Below are 23432 nucleotides of genomic sequence, written 5' to 3' on the forward strand. Positions count from 1 at the left end.
GGCTCACCGCACCGTCAGCCGGCCGGGCGAGGAGACGAACACCGCGATCTGGTCGGCGCCGATGATCAGGTTCTCGTCGACGTCGAGCACGTCGGGCGAGGTGTCGCTCTCCCCGCCGGACCCCACGGAGTCGACCGAATAGGGGAACCGCACGAGCTGCAGCCCGGTGACGTCGACGACGCCGGGTTCGGCCATCATCGCCGCCGACAGCGCGGCCGCCCGCACGGGTTCGGCGAGGGACAGCCCGTCGACGACGCCGCGCAGCCGGGCCGCCAGCCGCTGCTTGAGCGCGAGCGCGCCCGGGCTGAGGTTGCGGACGGCGACCGAGCCGGACGGCAGCGGCACCCCCGAGGTCACGACGTCGGCGTCGATGGTGAAGAACACCTGCTCGGCCCGCACGACGTCGGGGAAGATCCCGACCGGGCGGACGTCGCGGATCGCCTGCTCGACCGCCGCGTGCAGCCCCGAAGCACCCTCCCAGACCGCGGCCTCGGTCGGCGCGACGAGCACGGTGACGAAGAACGGCGACGACATGTCCCGGTCCGCCGCGAAGAGCCGTTCCATGAAGTTGAACTGGCCGAAGATCGACTGGGACAGGTCGAGCCCGCCCCACCCGTCCCGCACCAGGACCTGCCGCACGCCGGGCACCAGCGCCACGGTCGCCGCGATGGAGTCCGCCGTCCACACCGACCGGGGCGCGTTGAGCAGCAGCGCGCGGTAGCGGTCGTCGTCGAACTGCGCGTTTCCTCCGGTCAGCGCCTGCGTGTGCTGCACGCGCACCAGGCCCTGCCCGATCGACGCGGCCGTGTCGAGGAAGCCGGCCGCCACGTCGGCGGCGATCATCGCGGCGAGCTTCGCGTCGGCGATCTCCCACCGGTCGATCCGCTGCGGGTGGCCGCCGCCGGCGTCGGTGGCGGCCGGGTCGAGGTTGCCGACGGGGCCCGGGTCGAAGCTCGTCACCGGTACGGACGCCGACGTCACGCCGGCGGTGAACTCGACCGCCGCGGCGAGCGCGACGCGGTGCCCACCCGGGGTCGCCAGCCGGGAACCGCGCGGCAGCACCAGGTTCGGCACGCTCGCGGGCAACGCCTCCGCCAGCGTCAGCGTGACCGAACCGGTCGCGGTGAGGAACGGCCGGGTGATGCCGAGTTCGGCGCCGAGTTCGGACAGCGCGCGGCCGCGGGCGGTGCTGACGAAGCTGTCGTCGTACTCCGCCGCCAGCGCCGCCCAGGTGCGCGCGTCCTCGAGGGCGGTGACCTCCAGGAGCTTGCGCAGGACGCTGCCGCTCGACAGGTCCACGGCCGGGTCGATCAGCTGCTGCGCGAGAGCGATCTTCTCGGCCAGCAGGCGGGTGAACGGCTTGGGCAGGAACCCCGCCGTCGTCACGCCGAAGCTGCCACTGCCGGTGGAGCGCGTGACGGAGTCGTCGACGGCGAGGACGTCGGTCAGGTCGATGCTGCTGTCGGAGCTCATGGCGTCCTCCCGGTGGTCCCGGACGCCGCGACGCCGGGGGTGTCGAGGGCGCCCCACTCGGCGCCGGTGGCGAGGCCGCCGGTGGCCAGCGTCGCCGGGTCGCCGGTGATCGCCTCGAACGAGACGGAGATGTCGAACGACCGCGAGGCGCGGCCTTCGGTCGGCGTCGGCGTGGTCAGGTCGACCACGCGCCGCACCCGCGGGTCGGCGGCGACCATCTCGATCACGGCGCTGCGCAGCCCTTCCCGCGCGAGCACCGGTGAGGTCTGGCGCACCAGCGGCGTCAGGCCGAGGAAGCCGAACCGCACGTTGAACGGGTCGCTGCCGCGCAGCGTGGTGAGCCCGATCGCGAGGTCCTGGCAGAGTGCGTCGACGCCCTCGACCAGGTCGAGGTCGACGCCGGTCGCCGTGGTGCGCAGCACCAGGTCGCGGGCGGTGTCCCCGGGGTCGGCCAGGTCGGCGCGCGGGCCGAACCCGAGCAGCTGGCGGCGCCGGACGGCGGAGTCGTCGCCCGGGGGCGGCGGGAGTGCAGTGGTCATGGTCGTTCCTTCACGAAGCGGTGAGCTTGTCCTGGCCCGCGGCGACCGTGACGGTGTTCGCGGGGTCCGGCGGCGGGGTGGACGGCGGGTTTTCGGTGGCCGCGTGCAGCGCGTCGAGCAGCACGGGATGCCCGTCGACGGTGAGCTTCCGGGCCGATCCCGGGTTGGGCGCGGCGGCGGGAGAGGTCGTCTGGCACGGCTTCGGCGGGCCGCCCTGCGGAAACGAGCACCCGACGTAGGCCGCGGGTGTGGCGGCGTCGGAGAAGAGCAGCACGGCCTGCTTGCCGACGGTCAGCTTCGCTTCGGTCGTGGCCGGCGTGCGGACACCCGCGTGGGAGCACGTGAACTCGCCGGCGATGGTGACGGGGAAGGCCATCAGCTCACGTCCATCTTTCCGCCGGCGAGCGCGACCCGGACGTCCCTGGCCTTGAAGTCGATCTGCCCGTCCCCCGCGTCGAACGTGATCGACGAGCCGGTGATCGTCACGCTCCCGTCGGCGCGAAGCGTGATCCGCGCGGGGGTGCCGGAGGCGGGCTTGGTCTCGATCACCACGCTGCCCGCCGGACCGCCCGCCGCCGGGTCCGGCCGGTCCGGGACGTTCGTCAGGTTGCCGGGGTCGTCGACGACGCGCAGCACGAACCGCGCCGTCTCGATCACCCGGTTGCCCACGGCGTCGATCAGGTCGTGCGCCGCGGGGCCGTCGGGCGGCTGCTGGTCCACTTCGGACGGTGGGCCGCCGTCGCGCGGCAGGTGCTCGGTGGCCGCGGCGTTCGCCGGCAGCGCCAGCCAGTAGTCGCCCGCTTCCGCGGCCGGGCCCGCGTTCACCGCCCACAGCGCCCCCACGTCCACGTACTCCCCCGGCCCGCCCGCGCCGTCGACCAGCAGGACCCGGGTGGCCGGGTAGCGCGGCAGCACCAGGCCGAAGTTCCCCCAGGCGAACGGGGTCGCGTACGGCACCCGGTGCGCCTCGGCGGGCTGGTCCCGGCTGACCGCGGCCCGCTGCGCGGCGCTGCCCGAGCCGTCGCCCGGATCCCGGGACACCCAGAAGTCGCTGGTGTGCCGGGTTTCGGTGGCGCCGGCGGCGACGTGGTCGTGGACGAGGCCGACGTGCGAGCGCGCCCGCTGCGCGACTCCGGCGGTGAGGCTGGCCGTCGCGCTGCGGAGGCTGACGGCGAAGGCCTGCGCCGGGTCCGCGGGCGGCTCGCCGATCGGCGGGACGGCCCGGGCTTCCGGTGCCGGGGTGAGGCCGCCGAGGTCCCACCCGTCGTCGCCGTCGGCCAGCACGAACGCCTTCGCGACGGTCAGGAAGCCCTCTTCCCGCGAAATCCGGTGGGTGACCTCGGTGACCCGGCAGCGCACCGGCGTCGGATCCGGGGCGAGGTCGCCGAAGGGCCGCGTGTTCAGCGAGCCGAGCAGGGTCGCGCCGAGGCTCGGCGGCTCGACCTGCGGGAAGTCCTCCGGCGGCAGCTCGACGACGAGCGTGTCCCCCGGCTTCAGGTCCGGCCGCCCGAGCGCGGTCACCGACACCGTCAGCCGGGACTGCGGCGCGTCCGGCCGGTCCCCCGCCGCCTGCTCCCGTGCGCGGGCGGACCCGCGCTCGATCGCCAGCAGGCCGCTGTCGTCGTCGAGGCGGCGTTCGACCGGCAGCCGCGGTCCCGTGGCGCCCGCCCACACCCCGACGTGCAGGACGCCGTTGCGGACCAGGGCGAGCGGCTGGCCGTAGAGCCGCAGCAGCTTGCGCGCCTGGTCCTCCAGCACGGCCGTCAGCGCCTGCAGGCAGGTCCCGTGCTGGACGGGGATCTTCACCGGGGCGAGCACCCCCGGCGGCGGCTGGAAGTCCGCGAGGCCGTACTCCTGGACCAGCCGCACGCCGGCCCGCTCGGTGATCGCCCGCACGGCGTCCCGCAGGCCGGGCTGGGGTACGGGCACGACGTCGGTGCCCGACAGCTGAGCCGTCACCAGCTCGCGCGCGCTCACCACCACCTCGAAGCGGCGCGCGCCCGAGCGCCGCCACAGCCGGTCCACGCGCAGGACCGCGACGAGGCTCAGCGGCGGCGGGTCCGGGGTGATCGCCCCGAGCGGGTGGTCGAGCCCGGTGAAGCGGGCCAGGTCGCCGGCCAGGCCGGTCGGGGAATCCTTCCACCACAGGTAAAGGGACGCGGCCAGGTGCCGCCCGCCGCGGACGTGGATCTTCTCGTAGTCCGCGTCGGTCATGCCCTCGAACACGACCTCGTACGCGCCGCCGGTGAGATCGGCGGGCAGGACGGCGGAAACCGAACCGGCGTAGGTCTCGCTGCCGATCGTGGCCAGCGCGGTCCCGGACTCCTCCTCGAAGAACACGACCGCCCAGGCGGGCACCGTGCCCGGCGTGACGTCGGGCCCTTCCGCGGTCGCGATCAGGGTGCCGAGGCTCATCGGTGACCTCCTTTCTCGGGCTTTCTCGGGCTTTCTCGGGCGTGCTCAGGCGTTCAGCGCGGGGATGCCGGGGTCGCCGGCCGGGCGCGGCGGGCCGGTGTCGGGCGCGGGCCCGAGGTCCCGCCAGCGCAGCGCGAGCCTGCTGGCGAACTGCCCGGGGCTGCGCAGCGTGCCGATCGTGACGACCAGCAGGTCGACGGTCACCTCGACGACGGCCACCGCGCCGAGCCGCAGCGCGACCGGCACGCCGGCCACCACGGGGACCGTCTCGCCGATCACCCCGTCGGACAGCAGGGTCAGCCGGGGCCAGGCGGCGCCGGGATCCCGGGTGGCCGCCGGATCGACGGGCACGCGGGTGTCGAAGACGACGGACTGGGGGTCGGCGGCCAGGACGCTCCGGGCGGCGCCGAGCGGGACGGCGAGCACCAGGGCGCGCGCGCCGTCGAGGTCCACCCGGACCGGCAGGCCGGCGGTGAGCTCCTGCTTGAGCACGCGGGGCGCGGCGGGGCCGCTCGCCGGCACGTCGGGGCCCGGCAGCGGTGGCACGTCGAACGGCGGCCGGCCGATCAGGCCGGGCAGTGCGGGAAAGGTCATCGTCGCCATCCTCAGATCGGCAGCGCGTCGGTCAGCGCGCCCACCCCGACGGACGCGACCTCGAGCAGCTTGGCGAGGCTGCCCGGCCGGGGCAGGTGGATCAGCTGCATGGACACGTCGATCGCGTCGCGCCGGCCCGACGCCTGGGTGAAGGTGAGCGACTGGACGGCGAGGTCGGTGCGGATCGTGGCCGCCGTGATCAGCACCAGCCCGCCGACGGCGTTCTTCGTCAGCCGTGACAGCGCGGTGCCCTGCCGGCCCGACTCGGCCAGGTTCTCCAGCGCGACCTTCCACGCGAACCGCGACGGGCCGAGCAGCACGGCGCTGAAGGACAGCGTGTCGTCGTGGGTGACGACCGCGACCCGGCGCCGGCTGCCGCCGATCTGGGGCACGAAGTAGGTCGAGGCGATGGACAGCTGGGTGACGGCCCAGAGCGGAACCGGCACGATCCCGTCGGACAGGATGGCGCTCGGCGTGTGCAGGCCGGGTTCGTAGCCGCTCACGGGGCACTCCCTTCGGGCAGTTCGATGCGGCGCTCCGGTGGGTAGGGACCGGGCTCTTCGAGGTTCTTGAAGGCGAGGTACTTCCGCGCCGCGCCGGTCAGCCAGGCCAGCTCGCCACCGGCGTTGGTGACGACCCGCCCGACTCCCTTGCGGGCGAGGATCTTGGTGATCCGGCGCTGCACGGCGTCGGTGGTGATGTCCTCCGGCCGCAGCCGCGCGGTGTAGGCGCTCACTTCGGCCGACGCGTCCCGGGCGCGCTGGATCGCGTCGGCCAGCTTCGGCGGCAGCGGGACTTCGTCGCGCTGGAGCCAGCTCCCGAACTCGGCGACGTCGGCGGCCATGTTGTCGACGATGTTGTCGAGGAGGCTGCTGACCTCGCCGAGGCCGCGGGCGGACAACGCCTTGTTGTCGCCGAACCAGACCTCGCCGGTCCGCAGGTCCACCGCGGCGAAGTCGGTCCCGCCGACCGTGACGCCCAGGTCGGGCACCTTGATCACCCAGGCGTCGTCGGCGAGCTGGAACGCGGCGGTGAGCTCGCCGAGCAGACCTCGCACGTGCGACCGGGCCAGCGCCCGCGCGTACCGCTCCAGGGTCGCGACCGGCTTGCCCTCCGCCCGTTTCTCCACGGCGTACCGCAGCCACTTCTCGGCGAGTTCGGCCAGGTGCCCCGGGCTGCGCGCGGCCAGCTCGACGACGGCCGAGCTGCGGCCCAGCCGCCGGGTGATCTCCTCCTGCGTCGGCAGCCCGATCGCGGTCGCCGCGCGGTCCAGGACCGCCGCCCGCGTCCGGGCCTGGACACTGCCGGTCTCGCCGGGTCCGGTGTCGTGCAACGATTCCCGGTGCACCTCGTTGAGGCGGCGCAGGGCGGCTTCGAGGTCGGTCCGCTGCTGCCCGGTGATGCCGTGCTCGGCGCAGAACCGGTCGACGAGCCGGACGAGCTCGCCTTCGCTCTCCCGCAGCACCGCGAGGCGCAGGAAGTCCGGGTCGAGGACGTTGGCCCGGTTCACCAGATCCCGTTGCGGGACCGGGAGTTCACGGTACGCGGCGTGCACCCGGGCGGTCGTGGCCTGCGACCGGCCCGGGCCGGCGCCGAACGCGAAGTCCAGCCCGGGGTCGCGGATCTCGTCGAGGGCGTCGACGACGTGGCCGATCGACTCCGCGTCCATCCCCTTGTCCGCCAGCGCGCGCCGGAGCGCCGCCTCCGCCCGGGGTTCTTCGCGCAGCGCGGCGTCCAGCCGCTCGGGCGCCAAGAGCTTGGCGCGCTCGAACGCGGCCCGCCGTTCCACGTCCAGCGCGCGCACCCGGGTGCCCCGCCGCGCGGCCGGGGCCGGCGGGGCCGCGCCCGGCGACCGCCGCTTGTCCGGCAGGCCGGGCCGGTCGCGGGCCCAGCGCTGCGGATCCGCCAGTGCGAGGACGTCCTCGGCCAGCGCCGCTTCGAGACCGCGCAGCTCCTGCAGGTCCGCCTCGGTCGCCGGGCCCGCGAAGAGCCGTTCGTAGATTTCGTGCACCCGCTCGCGCAGCCGCCCCACGCTCGCCATCGCCGCCTCGAAGTCTTCGACGTACCCGATCCCGAGGACGTCCAGCGACGAGCCCACCGACTCGTCCCAGAGCTCCCGCAGGCGTTCCTCCGGCAACCGGGTCCGGCTCCGGACCTCCGCGAGGCCTTCCCGCAGCCGCGGGTGGTCACGCAGGACGGCGGGGACCGGGTGCGGCCCGGTTCTCGTCGTCATGGCGCGTCCTGCCCGGCGGCACGGGCCGCCTCGGCCATGACCGCGCGCAGCTGCTCGCGCGAGACCTCGCCGTGCGGGTCCTCGCGCACGACGGCGTCGATGAACCGGTCGATGGCCGAGGACAGCACGAGGTTCAGCACGTACCCCTTGACCGCCTCCCGAAGGAAGGCGCTCACCAGTTCTTCGGTGGTCACCAGCGCGAACACGTGCGCCGCCTCCTTCTTGGCGAGCCGGATCGCGGCGATGGCCGCGGCGCGCCGCCCGGCACCCGGCAGCGCCAGCCGCGCGGCGCCGGAGAGCCCGCGGCCGACCGGTTTCACCAGCGGGAGGAACGCGAACGCGGCACCGATCCAGGCCGCCCACAGTTCGGCCTCCGCCTGCGCCCGGGTGATGATCTCGTCGCCGTCGAGCAGCGCCTTCTGGATCCCGCGGTGCTCGTACGCGGTCGCCAGGGCGCCGATCGCCTGGCCGGCGCCGATCAGGAACGCCGCGGGCGGGCAGAACAGCGCCAGGAACGCGATGCCCCAGACGTTGAAGAACTCCGTCAGCTCGGCCTTCCCCAGTTCGGCGTCCGCGAGGGCGTGCAGGGCGTCGACGTACACGGCCTGGTAGGCGAACATCGGGCGCAGACGCTGGTCGGCCAGCCGGTGGATGCCGGTCAGCCGGGCGCCGATCTCGTCGGTGCGGTCCTCGGTGAAGCTCGCCAGGCCGAGCGCGATCGAGCGGTCCCGGCGCACCCGCGCCGTCCGGTCGAGGTTCTCCTGCCGGACTTCCCTGAGCACGGCCGAAAATTCGGCGTCCACGGCTTCGGTGACGGCGTCCCCCTGCTGCTCGCTGCGCGCGTCGTCGCGGCGCTGCGCGTCTTTGAGGCGGGTCACGACGTCCGACAGGTCCTTGATCTTCTCCAGGAAGGGGTCGATGCGGAACGCCTCTTCGCGGGCGGTTCCGATCGCCAGCGCCAGCTGGTCCTCGTTCCACCAGCGGTCCCGCGCGTCCTTGGCCCAGTACTTGCCGTCGAGGACGACCACGGTGCCCGCGGGCCGGCCGTCCGGCGCGGCCTCGCGGATGGCGGCCACGACGTCGGCGCTCGCCTGGCGCCAGCCGGTGTGCACGAGGTTCGGGGCGCGCCAGGCGAGCGCGGGGTTGCGGTCGCGTGCCTTCGCGGCCCCGATCCGGCGGCGCAGCTCCTCCAGCTCGACGCTGGGCGAGAGGACGATCACCAGCAGCGCGCGGGTGAACCGCATGTACTGGGGGAAGTTCGTGCGGTCGAGCCTGCGGTCCAGCTCGGCCAGGCTCTGCTCCAGCACCTCGAGCAGGACGTCCTGGCAGGCCGACGCGAACAGCTGACCGACGGCGTCCCGCCGCACGCGGAAGAACAGCTGGTGGAAGTGCAGCGCCCACTGTCCACTGTGGCCGGCCACCGGGCACGGCAGGGTCTGCGCGCGGTCGCCGGCGTACATCGCGTCGACGTACGCCGCGGCGAGGTTGGTGAGGAGCACCGACACCTCGGCCAGCCGGCGCAGGTCCGCCTGCCGGCCCCGGGTGCCGCCCCCGAGGAAGCCGAGCCGCTCGCTCTGCCTGCCGACCTCCTGCGTGGCGACGAGGACGAACGCGCCGACGTAGCCGCCGGCTTCGGGCAGCTCGAGCCGGGCGGCGATTTCGCCCATCAGCCCGGCGAAGTGGTCGCGGTCGGCCGGCCACTGGTCCAGGTGGGGCTCGCCGAGGTAGGGCTTGCCGAGGGTCGCTTCGCCGTCCGAGGTCAGGTCCAGCGGCGCGCAGTCCTTGCCGTACTCCCCGGCCCGCACGTCCTCGGTGAGCACCGCGACCGGCAGCGTTCCGGTCGTCAGTCCCGCCGGTCCGCGGTACCAGCCGACGCGGGTCTGCCCGTCGAGGAACTCGTACCACGCGCCGGCCCCGGTGAACGGAAACTTCCCGGCCGCGGCCCGGGCCCGGTCGGCCAGCCGGCGGGCGGGCACGGACTTCCGCAGTCCCGCGAGGTCTTCCAGGATCAGCTCGGCCAGCACGGCGTGCCACTGCGCTTCGGTGGTGAACCGGCGCCAGAACCGCAGTCCGTCCGCGACGAGGCCGCCTGCCGGGCGCTCGCCGCTCCCGTCGCGGGTGAACGCGGTGAAGGGACCGCGGGCCCGCACCACGGGCGAGCGGGCCGGGCCGCTGAAGTCCACGGCCCACTGCCGTGGAGTGCCGTTCAGGCGGGCGATGACGAGCAGCTCCCCCGGCGGCGCGCCACCGTAGAAGGCCACCACCGCGCTCCAGATGTCGGCTTCGTCGGCGAAGTCCCGGAGCCGCAGCTTTTTCGGGGCGCGCGCCGGCGTTTTCGCGGCCGGGCGGGCCGCGGTCGTGGCCTGCACGCGGGTGGCGGCGGCGTGCAGACCACTGCGGGTGGCGACGGCCAGCCCGGTAGCCAGCGGCGGCGGCAGCGGGTCACCGGTGAAGCGGACCGTCGTCGCGGGCGGGCCGCCGTCCCAGGACGCGTCGCGGACCGCGGGCACCCCGCGGGCCCGCTCGGCCGCGCGGCAGGTGGCCCGCTCGGTCGCGTCGCGCACCAGCTCGGCCAGCGCCTCCGGAGACCGGGCCGGATCGACGTCGAGCCGGATCCGGACCGGGATGCGCACGGTCGTCATGCCAGTCCCTCCAATGCCGCGGTCAGCCGGTGGATGGTGGTGTCGGCCAGCGAGCCGGGCCGCTCCGGCGAGACGAGCCGGACCTCGACCTCGACCGGGAACTCCAGGACCAGCCCGCCGGAGCGCACGGTGGCGTGCGCGCCCGTCTCGTCCCACCAGTCCCCGGCGGGCGGCAGCAGCGCGCCGGCCGCTTCCAGGTCGTCGGCCACGGAAAACCCCCTCTAGAGCGATGCCTGCAGCGGGCCGGACGTCTTGACGCCGCCGGCGTCGGTCGCGTCGACGTGCATGGAGAAGCCGGAGAACGTCGCCTGCGGCGCGCCGAGCACGGTGGCCGCCGTCGGCGACGCGCTCGTGATCACGCACCGGCTGAGCACGATGGTGGAGAACGACCAGTCGTCGCCGGAGCGCTCCTGCATGGAGATGCTGAACTCGGTCGCGTTCAGCGCCAGCGCGGTCAGCTGCGCGGTGGCCGGGCCGATCGCGTTGACCGTCATGGAAAAGGTCAGCGCGTACGGCTGGGTCACCACGCCGACGTGCGTGCGTTCGATGCTGTGCAACGGCTCCGCCGTCGTGGCGAACGTCGGCGTGAACGACTGGATCGGCGAGATCTCGTGGTCGGCACCCTTGTCGTCGGTGTAGTGCACGGCGAGGCGGGTGTTCCAGCTGGTTTCGGGACTCGACATCGTGGCTCCTAGAACTGGGGGGCGAGGGTCACGTTGAGCCGGTGCACCGCGGGCCCGTACGTGACGCTGATGAGGACGGACACCTGCCGGGTTTGGCGGGCGGCGACCACCTGGGCCTGCTCGGCGGCGCTGCGGGCGCTTTCCGGCAGCGCGAGGATCGGCAGCAGCGGGATGGTGACGGAGAAGTCGTCGATCACCGCGCCGAGCTGCAGCGGGCCGAGGATGCCCTCCACCCGGACCCGCACGGCGGTGAGGCCGGCCTTGGTGATCCGCGCGTCCCCCACCGTGCCGATCAGCCCGGCCCGCAGCCGGAACTCGATGTCGTCGAGCACCCGGCAGATGTCGACGTAGTTGCGGGCGGGGTCGGTCGAGAACGTGCCGCCGTCGGCCAGGAACAGCCCGGTGCCGGGCACCAGCGCCGGGTCGATCAGCGGGATCACGCCCTGGCTCGCGAGCCCGGTGACCTCGGCCGGCACGTACTGCTGGGTGACCGGCACGGTGAAGCCGCGCACCTGCTTGAGCACGACGCTGGTGGCCGGGGCCTGGCCCGCGATCGCGCCCATCACGGCGGCGGCCGCGTCGGCCACCGGGTTCGGGTTCGCCGCCTGGTCGGTGGTCGCGCCCCGCGCGGCGACGAGGATCATCCGGCCGGTGGCGCTCTTCAGCGCACCGTAGGAGTTCGCCGCCAGCACGGTGTCCACATAGGTCGCGGTGCGGGCGATCGCCGGGTCGATCATCGCGACGGCCATCCGCCGGTTCCCCGCCGCCGACATGGTTTCCACGTGCTCGGCCAGGGCGCGCAGCCCGGTCGCCGGGGTGCCGCCGCTGGTGGCCGCGCCCACCGTCGTCTCGCCGGCGAGGCAGACGAACGTGACGTCGTCCGCGGCTTCGAGACCGGCGAGCGCGGCCGCGTAGTTCCCGGCGGCCGGCGTGCGGACGCCGTAGATCTTGGTGGGCCGGGGATCCTGGGCGAGCACCAGGTCGAGGCTGCGGCTCAGCGGGGTCGCCGCGCCCGCCTTGCCGAACAGGGCGATCGCGTCGTCGTGGCCGGTGACCACCAGCGGCGTCGACGCGGGCGCGCCGGCACCGTCGGCGTTGCCCACCACGGCGACCACGCCGGGCGAGCGTTGCGCGGCCGGGACCAGCGCGCTGGTGTCGATGATGACGTCGACAAAGGGGAATGCCGGTTGCACGAGCGTGGCCATACCGATCTCCGTACTGGGTCGCGACGTGGTCGATGCGCGCTTGGCGCGGGACTTGGTGGTCATGTGGGCTCCGATGTGGTGATGACGGCGACGCCCTGGCCGGCGAGCCAGCTCCGCGCGGCGCGCAGCCGGTCCGCCCGCCGCTGCTGCGGCGTCGCGTCGTCCGCCGCTCCCGGCCAGCCGGGGTCGTCGAACGCCGATTCGGGCACCACCCAGCAGACGAGGCGCTCGAACCGGCGGACCGGAACGCCGGCCGGGAGGTCGGCGACCGGGTACCGGCCCGCGCCGAGCCGGGCCGCCGTCGTCGCCCGCAGCAGTTCCCGGGGGGACGGGGCCTCGCCGGCGGCGAGGAAGGCCACGAGGACAGGCAGCGGCACCGGCACCGGCGCGGGGTCTTCTTCCGGCGGGCTCATCCGCACGGTCGCGTCGAGCGCGACCGGACTGTCCACACCGGACTGTTCGGCGGTGACGGCCACGACGGTCCCGTCCAGGACCGCCGTGCGCACCACGACCGCACCCGCCCACACCGCGTCGGCGGCGAGGGGCGGGACCTGCCCGGTGTCCCAGGACGCGGCGACCTCCCACGGCACCGGCTCGCCGGTGCGCCGGAACTGGGCCATCGCCGAGGCACGGGCGTCGAGCGGCACGGCGAGGTCGAAGCGGTCGAACACCGCCGTCACCGGCTCGGTCACCAGTGCCGGGTCGAATTCGTAAGCCACCACGGCGATCGCGAGCAGCGCGTCGGCGGTCAGCACCGACGCCCGTGTCACCGGATCGGCGAGCCGCACCACCGTCTCACTGGCGACGTCCATGTCCTCACCCCCGCGCTTTCCTCGGTGTCACCCGAACTCTGCCCGTCGCGGACCCTCGGCGGCATCGGGTGACTCCCTCGACTGCGGCGCGCGCCCGGCCGGGAGCCCACCGTCACCCCACGCGTTCAGCGCGTTGGCGAGCTGCGTGCGGGAGTGGACGCCGAGCTTGCGGTAGACCTGCGTCAGGTGGGCCTCCACGGTTTTCCGGGACAGGAACAGCATTTCGGCCGTTTCGCCGTTGTTGTGCCCGGCCGCGACGAGACTCGCGATGCGCAGCTGCTGCGGGGTCAGGACGTCCGTGGCGACCAGCCCGGGTTTCGCGCCGGGGTGGTCGCCGGCGGCGGACAGCTCGGCGGCCGCGCGCTCGGCCCAGACCTCGGCGCCGAGGCCCTCGAACACCTCCGCCGCCTGGCGCAGCGCCGGCCGCGCGGCCGCGGGCCGGCGCAGCCGCCGGAGCACTTCTCCTTCGCAGAGCAGGGTTCTGGCGTGGTCGAACGGGGCGGTCCGGACGTCACCGGCGTCCCGGGCCGTCGCGAAGGCGGCCGCCGCCTCGTCCGCGTCGGTGGCCAGCAGGCCCCGGCACCGCCACGCACCCGCCAGCTGGCCTCGCAGCCCCGCGCCCGCCGCCCGTTCTTCCAGCCAGGCGAGGACTTCCCGCGCGCGTGCGGGATCGCCCGACCGGACATGGGCTTCGGCGAGGTCGGCCGCGAACGGCACCACGGCCGGGTTGCCGACACCCCCGGCTTCGGCGTGCGCCCACGCCGACTCCAGCGGTTCCAGCGCCGCGCCCGGTTCCCCCGCGGTCAGGGCGGCCAGCCCCCGCACGGCCGGCTCCAGCAGCAGGCGCAGGTCCACACCGAGCGGGCCGGCCTCCTTGCGGCTGCGCGCCAGCAGTTCCGCGCACCGGTCCGGCCTGCCGCGCGCCGCCTCCAAGCGGGCGAGGGTCAGCAATCCGAAGGCGATCACGCCGTTCGGCGGGGTCCGGCCCGCGACGGCGACGGACTCGGCGGCGTCGGCGGCCGCGGCCGCCCAGCCGCCGGTGCGGAAGCCGAGATCGCCGCGGACGGCCAGCGCGACGGCGAGCAGGGCGGGCGCGTGGCCGCGGCGCAACCGGCAGAGCGCGGCGTTGATCGCCGTCCGGGCCGGGTCGGGCCGTTCCGACCACAGGTGCGCCAGCGCCAGCCAGACCAGCGCGGCCGGATCGCCGACCGACTCCGGCGGCGGGAGCTCGCCGGCCGGCAGGCCGTGCATCACGCGGGCCGCCGCGGCCGCCGGGCGCGCCCGCACGGGAAGGGGGACGCCGGCCAGCGACTCGGCTTCGGTGACGGCCACGCACGCCAGGCGCGCCTCCCCCAGCGCCAAGGCGGGCCCGGTCGCGTCGCAGAGCAGGTCCGCCGCGCGCTCGGGATCCCGGCGGGCGAGCCACCCCGCCGCCCCGGCCAGTTCGTCGAACGCCTGGCGGTGCCGGCCCGCCAGGCTCAGCCCCCGTGCGCTCCGCCCGGCGGCCGCGGCGAGGAACGCGGGATCGTCGCGCAGGGACACGGCCTCGCGGCACCACGACGCCGCTTGCTCGCCGCGGCCGGCCCGCAGCGCCCCGGCCGCGGCCGCGAGCAGGCGCAGCGCCCGCCGGCGCGGGTCGGCGGTCAGGTCGGCCGCGCGCCGCAGGAACCGGACCGCGGCGACGGGATCGGCGGTGCCCCTGGCCAGCGCGGCCAAGCGGGCGGCGAGCTCGTCCGCCGGGCCGGTCACCGCGAACGACTGGTACCAGATCCGCTGGTCCCGGCGGGCGTGCGCGGAAAGCGCCGCGTAGAGCGCCTTTCTGGCCTGCTCCGGCGCGTCGGCCAGCAGCACCGGGCCGAGCAGCGGGTACCGCAGCCGCAGCCGGCCGCCCTCGGCCGCGGTGACCAGGCCCAGCCGTTCGCCGGGCACGACGTCGCGCACAGAAAGCCCCAGTTCGGCCAGCGCGGCTTCGACGGTGGCGGGTTCGGCCGGGCCGGCGACGGCGAGCACGGCCAGCGCCCGGCGGGCCGGCTCGGGCAGCCGGGCGAGCACGCCCCGCCACGCCGGCAGCGCCGACGCGCCGACCTCGACCGCGAGGTCGGCCGCCCGGTCCGTCGTCGCCAGCCGCCGCAGCGTTTCGACGACGGCCAGGGGGTTCCCGCCCGCCACGTCGACGATCGCGTCCACGTCGTGGTCCGGGGCGAGGAACCCGTGGGCGCGGGCCAGCCGTCGGCCGTCGGCGCGGTCGAACCCGGCCAGCCGGACGGCGGGCAGGTCCGGCGGCTCGGCCGCCACGCCCGGCTCGTCGCGCAGGGCCATGACGAGCGCGATCCGCTCGCGGTCCAGCCGGCGCCCGAGGAACTCGAGCACCCGCCGGGACTCCGCGTCGATCCACTGCAGGTCGTCCACCAGCACCAGCACCGGCTCACGCGCCGACGCGGCGCCCAGTACCCCGAGCGCGCCGGCGCACACGGCGAGCTCCCCGGCGGCCGGGCCGTCGTCGAGGGCGAGCGCGACCTCCAGCGCGCGCCGCTGCGCCGCGGGCACCCGGCCGAAGTAGCCGGTGAAGGGGGCGAGCAGCTGCCCCGCGGCGCCGTAGGCCAGTTCGGCTTCGGCACGGCTCCCGCGCACCCACACGACCCGGTGCGGCGAGCGGTCGGCCAGGTGCTCCAGCAGGGCGGTCTTCCCGATCCCCGGCTCCCCGACGACCACCCTCGCGGACCCGTGACCGGCCACCGCCCGGCCGAGCAGGCCGCTCTCCCACCGCCGGCCGGCGAAGGGAGCCGGGTGGTCGTCCCCCGGTCTCCGCCGCCACACCCGCCCGGCATCCGTTCTCCCCACCGCACACCCCCACCTCGGCTCCCGTGGCGTCCGGCCACGTCGCCGGGCCCGGCAGGGAGGTCCCCTCGCGGCCGCCCGGACGATCCGGCGACGCTCGCACGGGCCGTCGACAATCCGTCGACAGTCCGCGGGGTGGGTACGCAGGGTGGTCCGGGAGCTACGCGATGGTGCCGGGCAGGGGCTCCCGGGCCAGCCGTTCGATCTCCAGGAACAGCTCGCCGACGCGCAGCCGCACCTCGGGGCCGCCGTCCGGGCCGGTCCAGTACCGGCGGACCGCGCCGGCCAGGCGGTAGCAGGCGTCGACCGGGACGAGAAAGCAGTCCGTGCCGCCCTCGGTACCCCGGACCACGACGGCTTCGAGGTCCGGTTCGGCCACCGTCAGCAGCGGGTGGCCGCCGGGAGTGCCCGGTGGCAGGACCACCTCGGTCACGCCCGCCGGGCCCGGGCGGAACGCCGTCACGCGCGTGCCCCGGCGCACGAAGAACGCGAACCGCGCCGGGATCCCGAGGCCGCACCAGTCGAGGTGCGCGGCCGGGTGGGGGGCCCGCAGGTAGCGGTCGGGCACCGCGCGGTACCGCTCCTGCCCGCCCGCGCGCCGGGTGACCAGCAGGAAGCACGCCCGGCACGAGCACAGCAGCCCGCGGCGGCCGGTGTCGGCCACGTGACCGTGGCGCGCGGCCACCGGCGTCCCGCACAGGTCACACCGTTCCGGCGACGCGAACCGGGTTCCGGGCGCCGTCCGCTCGAGTCCGGTGTGGACACTCATGAGGCTCTCCCCTCGGGCGGCCCCATGCCGATCCGGTACAGCCGGACGAGCTCGACGCGGGCGACGTCCGGGGCGGCGGCCCGGACCGCGGCCTCGATCGCCGCCCTCGACGTGGCCGGGCAGCCGTCTTCGAAGCGCACCCGGACCGTGCCCGCGGCCATCCCGGCGTACTCGCCGCCCGTCGGCTCCAGCGCGCGCCGGATCCGGGCCGGGGCGTCGAGCGGGTGGAGGTCGTGCAGCACCAGCAGGTCCGCGACGGCGGCGTCCGCGGCGAGCGGTCCGAGCAGGTGCGGGGCGTGTTCGCGCAGGAGCGCCACGACCCGCGTCAGGCCGTCCCCGTACAGGTCGGTCAGCTCGCGGACGAGCTCCTCGGTGGTGCGCCGGTGCTCCCCGGCCAGCAGCGCGCCCAGCAGTGTCTCCAGCCGGGCCGCGGTCATCGATCGCCCGCCGTCCGGATCTCGCGCAGGATGCGGATCGCCGTGCCCGACACACTGCTGGTCACCGAGGGGATCCCGGCGCCGGCCGGGTCCTCCATGAACGGCATGAACTTGTCCGGGAACCCCGGCATGGTGCAGCCGATGCAGATGCCGCCGACGTTCGGGCAGCCGCCCACGCCGTTGATCCAGCCGCGCTTGGGCACGTTGCACTTGACCACCTGGCCCCAGCAGCCGAGCTTGACCAGGCACTGCGGCGTGCCGTGCCGGTCGGCGAACTCGTCCTGCTCGTAGTACCCCGCGCGGTCGCAGCCTTCGTGCACGGTGCTGCCGAACAGCCACTTCGGCCGCAGCGCCTCGTCCACGTCGATCTCCGGCGCCCGCCCGGACACCTGGAACAGCAGGTGCAGGATCGTCTCGGAGAGGTTGTCCGGCTGGGCCGGGCAGCCCGGCACGCACACGATCGGCAGGCCGGTCCGCGACCGCCAGTCGCGGCCGAGGTACTCCGGCACGCCCATGGCGCCGGTCGGGTTGCCCGCCATCGCGTGCACGCCGCCGTAGCTCGCGCAGGTGCCGACCGCCAGGACCGCGAACGCCCGGGGCGCCAGCCGGTCGAGCCACTCCGAAGCCGTGACCGGCTGGCCGGTCTCCGGATCGGTGCCGAACCCGGACCAGTAGCCCTCGGCTTTGGTGGTCTCGTCGGCGATCGAGCCTTCCACGACGAGGATGAACGGGTCGAGCTCGCCGCGGGCCGCCCGGTGCCACCACGCGATGAAGCTGTCCGCACCGCCGTCGGGCCCGCTCCGGAAATCGAGGAACGGCCAGTGCATCTCGACTTCCGGCAGGCCGGGAAGGCCGCCGAGAACGATCTCCTCGATACTCGGCTGGGTGGCAGCGGTCAACGCGACCGATTCCCCGTCACAGCTCAGCCCGCCATTCATCCACAGAATGTGCACGCTCGGCCGCCCATTTCCGGAGCCGTCCGCCGGGCCGTCGCCGGCCTGCGTGGACCTGGTCATCACTGGGCACCTTTCCGGAGGACGCTCACCGTAGACCTGTCCCGCGGCAGCGGCAAGACCGCCCGGACAGGCCTGTCGGCGCGCCGGGGACAAAACCGCGCTCCCCGTTCGGACGCACTCGGAAACGGCCGCGGCGACTACACTCGACATCCACCGGAAGGAGCAATGATCGTGCGGGACTCAGCCGGGCGGGCGCGGGGCGAATCGATCGAGGTCGTGCCGGTGGAAATCGTCACCAAGATCTTTCCGGCCCGCCCCTCCTCCGTTCCGGGAATCCGCGAATTCGTTCAGCGGTCCCTCGCGGACGCGCCGCTCGCCGAGGCCGAAGAACGCGAAGTGGGCAATACGATCTTGCGTGCCTTGCTCGACGCGGCCGGTCCGGCGGGCGCGCTCGAGGTCGCCTGCCGGAAGTACCCCGGGCGGGTCGAGTTCGACGTGGTCCCGGCGCGTGCCGGAGCGCCCGCCCCGGCCGCCGCGCCGCCGGCCGGGCCGGCCGCCAGCTTCGCCGACTGGCTGGCCGACGCGTTGCGCGACAACGGGATCACGAAGGAGACCGCGGCCGAGCGGCTGGGCGTGTCGGCGAAGACGATGACCCGGTGGCTCGGCGGGCAGACCGAGCCGCGGCTGCGCGACCTGCGCCGGATCGAGGACCAGTTCGGCGCGATCCGGCTGCGCTGAGCGGACGGATGTGTCCTCAGGCGGCGGGCGAGTCCGGCATCGCCAGCTCGATGGTGCAGCCGGCGGCGTCGGAGCTGACGTCGAGCCACTCGCAGATCTGGTCGGTCATCCACAGGCTGGCGCCGGGGCGGGCCGCGGGCCGCAGCCCGTAGAAGGCGGGGCCGTCGACCGGCCGGTCGCTGTGCAGCGTGCACACCACCCGGCCGGCCGCCGGCCGCACCCACACGGCCGCCCGGTCGATCCCGTGCTCGACCAGGTAGACGATCGCTTCGCCCACGGCGATGCCGAACATCGTCGCGGCCTCCGCCGAGCGCAGGAGCGCGCTCGCCCGGTCCAGCACGTGCCGCCGGACGGCGACCAGGTCGCCCTCGAAGCGGAAGAGGTCGGCGGCGCCCGGCGGCGCGTCGGCGCCGGTTCCGCCCGGGTTGCCGGACGCCGCGAACCGCGAGGACGGCCGGACCTCGCCGCGCACCACGCATTCCGGGTGGGTGCGCCGCGCGTCCTCGACCACGGCGGGGTCGACCGTCCTGGTGTCGTAGGGGCAGATCAGCCAGATCCGGGTGCCCGCCAGCGCCACGTTGAAGCCGGCCTCGACGTGCGGCCACTCGGCCCCGGCACCGGAACCCCCGCTCCGCTCGGGTTCGGCGACGACGCGGACGGCGCCGGTCGGCGCGGTCGAGCGGTGCCGCGTCCAGTAGCGGCGCAGGGCTTCGGCCACGTGGGCCGGCCGCCGGCCGAAATAGGCGGGCTCGGCGACGGCGATCCGGTCGGCGTCGGCACCCAGCTCGGCCCGCAGCAGCCGCAGGTTGGCCGTCGTCGTGGCGACCAGCACCGGCTCGTCGAGCCGCAGGCCGTCCCGCGCGAACGGGACGGCCGTCGCGAGGAACTCGGCGTCGCTGCCGTAGACACAGCCCTGGTGCCGGAAACCGGCTGCCGCCGGTGCGGAACCGGCTGCCGAGGTCGTCTTGGGCACCGGGCCTCCTGAGAACGTGCTTCGCCGCTTGTGGAAGAAGATCGCCTTTTCCCCCGGGAACTTCGCGGATCGCTGGGAGCGTACTCGCGGACGGTCGATCCGGCTATTGCCCGTCGAATTGAATGCACCCGATCGGAGCAGGTGCCATTCCGGCATCAAGGTGGTTCTCACCTGGGCGGATCGGGCCAGATGTGTCCGCCGGACACAAGTGTCCACACGATTGTCGCGGCACGCGGGGAGGCCGATCGAAAACAATTTCCCCGCAGCCGGCCCGGTCGGCGGAAATCAGCCCGCCCGGAACCGGAATGGGGTCGCCGCCTGCCATGCGCCGAGGCGGTGCCGCCGCAGCCGCTCCACGAGGGCACCCCGGTCGCCGCGCAGGTCCGGCGGAACCGGCACGCCGGACGCGCCACCGGCGGCGCGGACCGCCGCGACGAAGCCGCGGACGCGGGCGGGCGCGGGCACCAGTTCACCGCCCAGATAAGCGAGCACCAGGAGGTCCTCGCCGGAGTGGGTTTCCGCGGCGAAGGCCCAGCCGTGGCGTTCGTCCCACAGCAGGGCGGTGTCCCGCCCGTGGTGGCTGGGCACCCGCACGTCGAGGGCGATGTACGCCGAAGCGGGGTCGTCGAGGTCCACGGTGCAGGACTCCGCGCCCACCCCCACCGCGGCGCTCACCGCGGCGAGGTAGCCGGTCAGCCCGCTGCGCAGGCCGTGGTCACGGTCGATACCGGTCAGCAGGGGAATCACCTTCCGTCGGTCCGGGACGTCCACCGGTCACTCCGGACCGGGCCCCCGCGGAAGCCGAGAGTACGAGGGCGCCGCGGTCGCCTGCTGCCGCCGTTCGGCCCTGACCGTAGGGCCTTTCGTCCCTACGCCGGGGTTTCGCCGCCGCGGTCAGCGCGTCGGAACGTCGCGGCGGGTCAGCACGTCCTCGACGGCGCGGCGCGCGGTCAGCCGCGCCGGGTAGCCGTACCCGATGCGCAGCAACGTGTGCGGCTGCCCGAGCCCGGCGAAGAGCCGGTCGAGCGACTCGCGCGTGCGCGGGGTCTCGAACGGCTGCGACAGGAACGACGTCGCCAGTCCCTCGGCGGTCGCGGTGAGCAGCACCCGCTGCATCACCATGCCGGCGCGGACCTCCGCGTGCGGCCCCCGGTCCCGGGTCAGCACCGCACCCAGCAGCGGTTCCCGCTCGTACGCGCGCTCGGGCAGCCGGGGGTTTTCGTGCGACGCCCGCAGTGCCACGACGCCGGGGGTGTCCGGCGGCGGTCCGGACGCGATCTCGGGCACGCCGTCGGGGCTGTCGGCCGGGCGGTGGGTCCAGAACGCGGCTTCCGCCGCGAAGGCGTGGTCGTCCGCCTGCAGGGCTTCGGCTTGCCGGACCAGCGAAGCCACCGGGGTGTACCGGCCGGAGGCGTCGAGGTACTCGACCTGCCCGCCCTCGCTCAGCGCCGCCGACTTGAGGGCGGCGCGCACCGCGGACGGCACCTCCTTGTCCAGCAGCGGACGGCGGTTGGTGTGCCGGCGGAACACGGCTTCGGCGAGCCGGCGTTCGACGGCGCTCGCCTTTTCGTTGCCGTCGAGCCGGATCACCGCGACCAGGTCGGGCTCGGCGGGGTCCGGCAGCAGCCGCACGGACGCGGCGAGCCCGTTGGCGCGCAGGCAGATCTGCAGGTTGAACGCGGCCGCGCCGCAGGCGAGCCGGGCCTCCCGCCCGTGCGGGTCGGCGACGGTGAGCACCCGCTCGCGATCCAGCCACACCTCGGCGTGGTCGCGCGCGAGCACGAACCGCCAGGGCTGGGTGTTGTGCGGCGAAGGCGCGCGCACGGCCGAGGCGAGCGCCTGGTCGAACACGTCGGGCAGCGGTCGGTTCATCACGGGCTCCGGTTCGCGAAGGGCGGACCACCCCAGCATCACCCGCCGCGCTCGCGGCGGCGACGGTCGCCCGTCCCCGTCCGGAGGGACCAAAGACCCTCCGAGCCCGGCGGGCGCGCAGCCGCACGTGCCGATCGCCTGTGCGGATTCCCTTACCGGATAACACTTTTGTGAAACGTCCACCACGGTCGGCCACCTGGGTGAAAATCACCGCGTCCGCCGCGGGCCGTTGCGGAACCCGGCCCGCGGACTAACGTGGTCGGCATCGAACTGACAGCACGACCCCACGCCACCAGCACCTTGGTCACGGCCAGCGGACAGCTCGACCTGGCCGGGTACGCGGTCCTGCGCGACGGCCTGCTCAAGGTCGCCGCCGAAGCGCCGCGCGGCATGATCGCCGACGTCAACGGCCTGGCCATCGGCGCGGCCTCGCCCGCGACGGTGTTCCCGCTCGTCGCCTCCCGCATCAGCGACTGGCCCGGCGTCCCGTTCGCGCTGGTGACCCGCCGCCCGGACCACCTGCGGCTCTTCCACCGGTTCGGCACCGGCCGCTTCGTCTTGGTGAGCCCGGACGCCGACACGGCCGAAGGGGCGTTGCGCCATCCCGTGCGCCGTCAGGCCCGCCGGACCGTCCCGCGCACCGGCGACGCGGAGGACCTCGCGCGCGAGTTCGTCCGGCGGCGGTGCATCGACTGGGCGGTCCCGCAGCTGATCTACGACGGCACCCTGATCGCCGCGGAGCTGGTCCGCAACGCGGTCCAACACACGGCGTCGGTCCCCGAAATCCGGCTGGACCTGCGCCGCGAGCTGCTTTCCGTGGCGGTCGCCGACGAGGATCCGGCCCCCGCCACCGTGCTCGAGCGGCCCGACCCGCGGGATCCGGGGCTCGGCCTGCGGATCGTCGCCCACGCCGCGCAGGCCTGGGGCAGCAGCCGCCGGTGGTCCGGCGGGAAGGTCGTTTGGGCGGTGCTCCGGGTCGGCCGTCCCGCTCCGGACTGACAGTCCACAACGGACGTCCACACTGGACACTGTTACGGCGTTCGCCGGGTGGCCGGTCCGGACGGCCGGCAGGCCGGCACGGCAGTCGAGCAGGGCGGGGGTGCCGGGCCCGGTCGTCGGCCCGAGCCGGACGGCGGGAACCGCAGGGGCCACCTCCCGGGTCTCCGGGTGGGCGCGGGCCGAGCCGGCCACCGCTCACGACCGGACCAGGAAACCCCGGAACGGGTGGCGGGCACCGCGGCCGGACTGCCCGGATGGACTTACGCCACCTTGCGCCCGCGACGGGAGCTGTCCGCGACGCACCGAGGCCGGTCCGTGCGGAGTGGTCGGGGCATCCACCGGAGACGCCCCGACGAGATCTCGCACCACCGGGTAGGGCCGTCGCACGGCCCTGCCCCGTACTTGAACGGGCGGCGACCGGGAACATTGGGGGTGGTCGGCCGCCGCCCGTCCGGGAGCGGCGATCCCGGAATGGGGGTGGTGGGATCGCCGCTGGTCCGTGCTCCCGCCGGCTCAGTGGCCGGGACGGCCCGCCGGCGGGCCTGCCGGGTGCGTGGCCGGCGGGCCGTTCGGGTGCGTGGCGGCCGCGTGGCCCTTGCCGTTGTCCGCATTGCCCGGGCCGGTCGTGTGCCCACGGCCCGGGGACTCCTGCTCGAGCAGGGCCGCGCAGTAGGCGTCGACGTTGGTCCGGCCTCCCGCGGCCGTGATCAGCGCCGTGAACGCGGGGCTGTCCAGCGCCTTGCCGTGCTCGTCCTTGCTGCCGGCTTCGTAGGCGTGGCACAGCCCCGCCGGCGACGGGGACGGTGACGCCGGGCTCGCCGCCGGAGTGCCCTCGCCCGGGTGGGCCGAGGTCGCCGCGGGCGACGGGCCGGCGGCCGGGCGGGCGTGCTCGGACGCCGCCGGGGCCGGGGTCGCGCCGCCGCCCGGCAACGGCAGTACGCCGGTGGCGGCCGCGGCGACACCGCCGACGGCGAAGACCGCCGCCGCGACGGCCGCGACCTGCACCGGGCGCAGCCTGCTCTTGCTCATCGAGGGGCTCCGGGGTCGAGGGGCTCGGTCGTGACGAGCCGCCTCGAGGAACGCCGTCACGGCCGCGGGCTCCCCACCCAGCTCGCCGTCGCGCGGTGGGGCGGCCGCGGCGGCGAGCAGGCCGGCCAGCGCGTCCGAGGTGTCGTCCGGCGCACCCCGCAGCAGCTGCTCGGCGGTGTGCCGGTCGATCCGGCGCCCTTCGTGCTTGCTCATCACACTTCCCTC

At 75.2% G+C, this 23432-nt stretch carries 22 protein-coding genes; 2 read left to right on the forward strand and 20 right to left on the reverse strand.

Annotated elements, in window-relative coordinates:
* Window positions 1–3 precede the first annotated feature (3 nt).
* The 16 genes from ACWEVP_RS01365 to ACWEVP_RS01440 all read right to left on the reverse strand — a co-directional run bounded on the left by ACWEVP_RS01365 (window position 4) and on the right by ACWEVP_RS01440 (window position 17656).
* Window positions 4–1473: a hypothetical protein gene (locus tag ACWEVP_RS01365; protein WP_452060640.1), complete on the reverse strand. Its 1470-nt coding sequence runs from the start codon at window positions 1471–1473 to the stop codon at window positions 4–6.
* Entirely contained in the window at window positions 1470–2012 is a 543-nt protein-coding gene (locus ACWEVP_RS01370) for a hypothetical protein (protein WP_452060641.1), read from the reverse strand. The genes ACWEVP_RS01365 and ACWEVP_RS01370 overlap by 4 nt, the downstream gene beginning before the upstream one ends.
* 10 nt (window positions 2013–2022) lie before the next feature.
* Window positions 2023–2388, reverse strand: a complete 366-nt coding sequence (locus tag ACWEVP_RS01375) for a hypothetical protein (RefSeq protein ID WP_452060642.1) — start codon at window positions 2386–2388, stop codon at window positions 2023–2025.
* Window positions 2388–4427: a hypothetical protein gene (locus ACWEVP_RS01380; RefSeq protein WP_452060643.1), complete on the reverse strand. Its 2040-nt coding sequence runs from the start codon at window positions 4425–4427 to the stop codon at window positions 2388–2390. The genes ACWEVP_RS01375 and ACWEVP_RS01380 overlap by 1 nt, the downstream gene beginning before the upstream one ends.
* 45 nt (window positions 4428–4472) lie before the next feature.
* The gene (locus tag ACWEVP_RS01385) at window positions 4473–5021 is read right to left on the reverse strand and encodes a hypothetical protein (protein WP_452060644.1); all 549 of its coding nucleotides are present in this window, start codon (window positions 5019–5021) and stop codon (window positions 4473–4475) included.
* Window positions 5022–5032: 11 nt separating this feature from the next.
* Window positions 5033–5524 (reverse strand): hypothetical protein, encoded by a 492-nt coding sequence (locus ACWEVP_RS01390; RefSeq protein WP_452060645.1) that lies wholly within the window; start codon window positions 5522–5524, stop codon window positions 5033–5035.
* Window positions 5521–7254, reverse strand: a complete 1734-nt coding sequence (locus tag ACWEVP_RS01395; RefSeq protein ID WP_452060646.1) for a hypothetical protein — start codon at window positions 7252–7254, stop codon at window positions 5521–5523. Before ACWEVP_RS01395 ends, ACWEVP_RS01390 begins: the two co-directional genes overlap by 4 nt.
* On the reverse strand, window positions 7251–9896 hold the full coding sequence (locus tag ACWEVP_RS01400) for a hypothetical protein (protein WP_452060647.1): 2646 nt from the start codon (window positions 9894–9896) through the stop codon (window positions 7251–7253). The genes ACWEVP_RS01395 and ACWEVP_RS01400 overlap by 4 nt, the downstream gene beginning before the upstream one ends.
* Entirely contained in the window at window positions 9893–10105 is a 213-nt protein-coding gene (locus tag ACWEVP_RS01405) for a hypothetical protein (protein ID WP_452060648.1), read from the reverse strand. The genes ACWEVP_RS01400 and ACWEVP_RS01405 overlap by 4 nt, the downstream gene beginning before the upstream one ends.
* A 12-nt stretch (window positions 10106–10117) precedes the next feature.
* Window positions 10118–10579 carry a hypothetical protein gene (locus ACWEVP_RS01410; protein WP_452060649.1) on the reverse strand — a complete coding sequence of 154 codons (462 nt, stop codon included), beginning with the start codon at window positions 10577–10579 and terminating at the stop codon, window positions 10118–10120.
* Between the two features lie 8 nt (window positions 10580–10587).
* The gene (locus ACWEVP_RS01415; protein WP_452060650.1) at window positions 10588–11784 is read right to left on the reverse strand and encodes a hypothetical protein; all 1197 of its coding nucleotides are present in this window, start codon (window positions 11782–11784) and stop codon (window positions 10588–10590) included.
* Between the two features lie 59 nt (window positions 11785–11843).
* Window positions 11844–12596 (reverse strand): hypothetical protein, encoded by a 753-nt coding sequence (locus ACWEVP_RS01420; RefSeq protein WP_452060651.1) that lies wholly within the window; start codon window positions 12594–12596, stop codon window positions 11844–11846.
* A 27-nt stretch (window positions 12597–12623) separates the two neighbouring features.
* Window positions 12624–15437, reverse strand: coding sequence for an AAA family ATPase (locus ACWEVP_RS01425; protein WP_452060652.1), 2814 nt, complete (start codon window positions 15435–15437; stop codon window positions 12624–12626).
* Between the two features lie 157 nt (window positions 15438–15594).
* The gene (locus tag ACWEVP_RS01430; protein ID WP_452060653.1) at window positions 15595–16203 is read right to left on the reverse strand and encodes a DUF5947 family protein; all 609 of its coding nucleotides are present in this window, start codon (window positions 16201–16203) and stop codon (window positions 15595–15597) included.
* Complete coding sequence (locus ACWEVP_RS01435) at window positions 16200–16640, reverse strand: NifU family protein (RefSeq protein WP_452060654.1); 441 nt, start codon at window positions 16638–16640, stop codon at window positions 16200–16202. The genes ACWEVP_RS01430 and ACWEVP_RS01435 overlap by 4 nt, the downstream gene beginning before the upstream one ends.
* Window positions 16637–17656 carry an NADH-quinone oxidoreductase subunit B family protein gene (locus tag ACWEVP_RS01440; protein ID WP_452060655.1) on the reverse strand — a complete coding sequence of 340 codons (1020 nt, stop codon included), beginning with the start codon at window positions 17654–17656 and terminating at the stop codon, window positions 16637–16639. Before ACWEVP_RS01440 ends, ACWEVP_RS01435 begins: the two co-directional genes overlap by 4 nt.
* Window positions 17657–17821: 165 nt before the next feature.
* Here ACWEVP_RS01440 and ACWEVP_RS01445 point away from each other — a divergent pair, with 165 nt between their 5' ends.
* Window positions 17822–18334, forward strand: a complete 513-nt coding sequence (locus ACWEVP_RS01445; protein ID WP_452060656.1) for a helix-turn-helix domain-containing protein — start codon at window positions 17822–17824, stop codon at window positions 18332–18334.
* Between the two features lie 16 nt (window positions 18335–18350).
* Here the strand turns inward: ACWEVP_RS01445 and ACWEVP_RS01450 are convergent, their stop codons facing one another.
* From ACWEVP_RS01450 to ACWEVP_RS01460, 3 genes are all read right to left on the reverse strand, one after another.
* On the reverse strand, window positions 18351–19307 hold the full coding sequence (locus tag ACWEVP_RS01450) for an anti-sigma factor RsbA family regulatory protein (RefSeq protein WP_452060657.1): 957 nt from the start codon (window positions 19305–19307) through the stop codon (window positions 18351–18353).
* Between the two features lie 285 nt (window positions 19308–19592).
* Window positions 19593–20078, reverse strand: a complete 486-nt coding sequence (locus tag ACWEVP_RS01455) for a DUF6292 family protein (protein WP_452060658.1) — start codon at window positions 20076–20078, stop codon at window positions 19593–19595.
* A 123-nt stretch (window positions 20079–20201) separates the two neighbouring features.
* On the reverse strand, window positions 20202–21179 hold the full coding sequence (locus ACWEVP_RS01460; RefSeq protein WP_452060659.1) for an Acg family FMN-binding oxidoreductase: 978 nt from the start codon (window positions 21177–21179) through the stop codon (window positions 20202–20204).
* A 255-nt stretch (window positions 21180–21434) separates the two neighbouring features.
* Here ACWEVP_RS01460 and ACWEVP_RS01465 point away from each other — a divergent pair, with 255 nt between their 5' ends.
* Complete coding sequence (locus ACWEVP_RS01465) at window positions 21435–22178, forward strand: ATP-binding protein (RefSeq protein ID WP_452060660.1); 744 nt, start codon at window positions 21435–21437, stop codon at window positions 22176–22178.
* A gap of 513 nt (window positions 22179–22691) precedes the next feature.
* Here the strand turns inward: ACWEVP_RS01465 and ACWEVP_RS01470 are convergent.
* The gene (locus ACWEVP_RS01470) at window positions 22692–23420 is read right to left on the reverse strand and encodes a hypothetical protein (RefSeq protein WP_452060661.1); all 729 of its coding nucleotides are present in this window, start codon (window positions 23418–23420) and stop codon (window positions 22692–22694) included.
* Window positions 23421–23432: the final 12 nt, after the last annotated feature.

Source organism: Amycolatopsis sp. NPDC003865, from assembly GCF_053605345.1.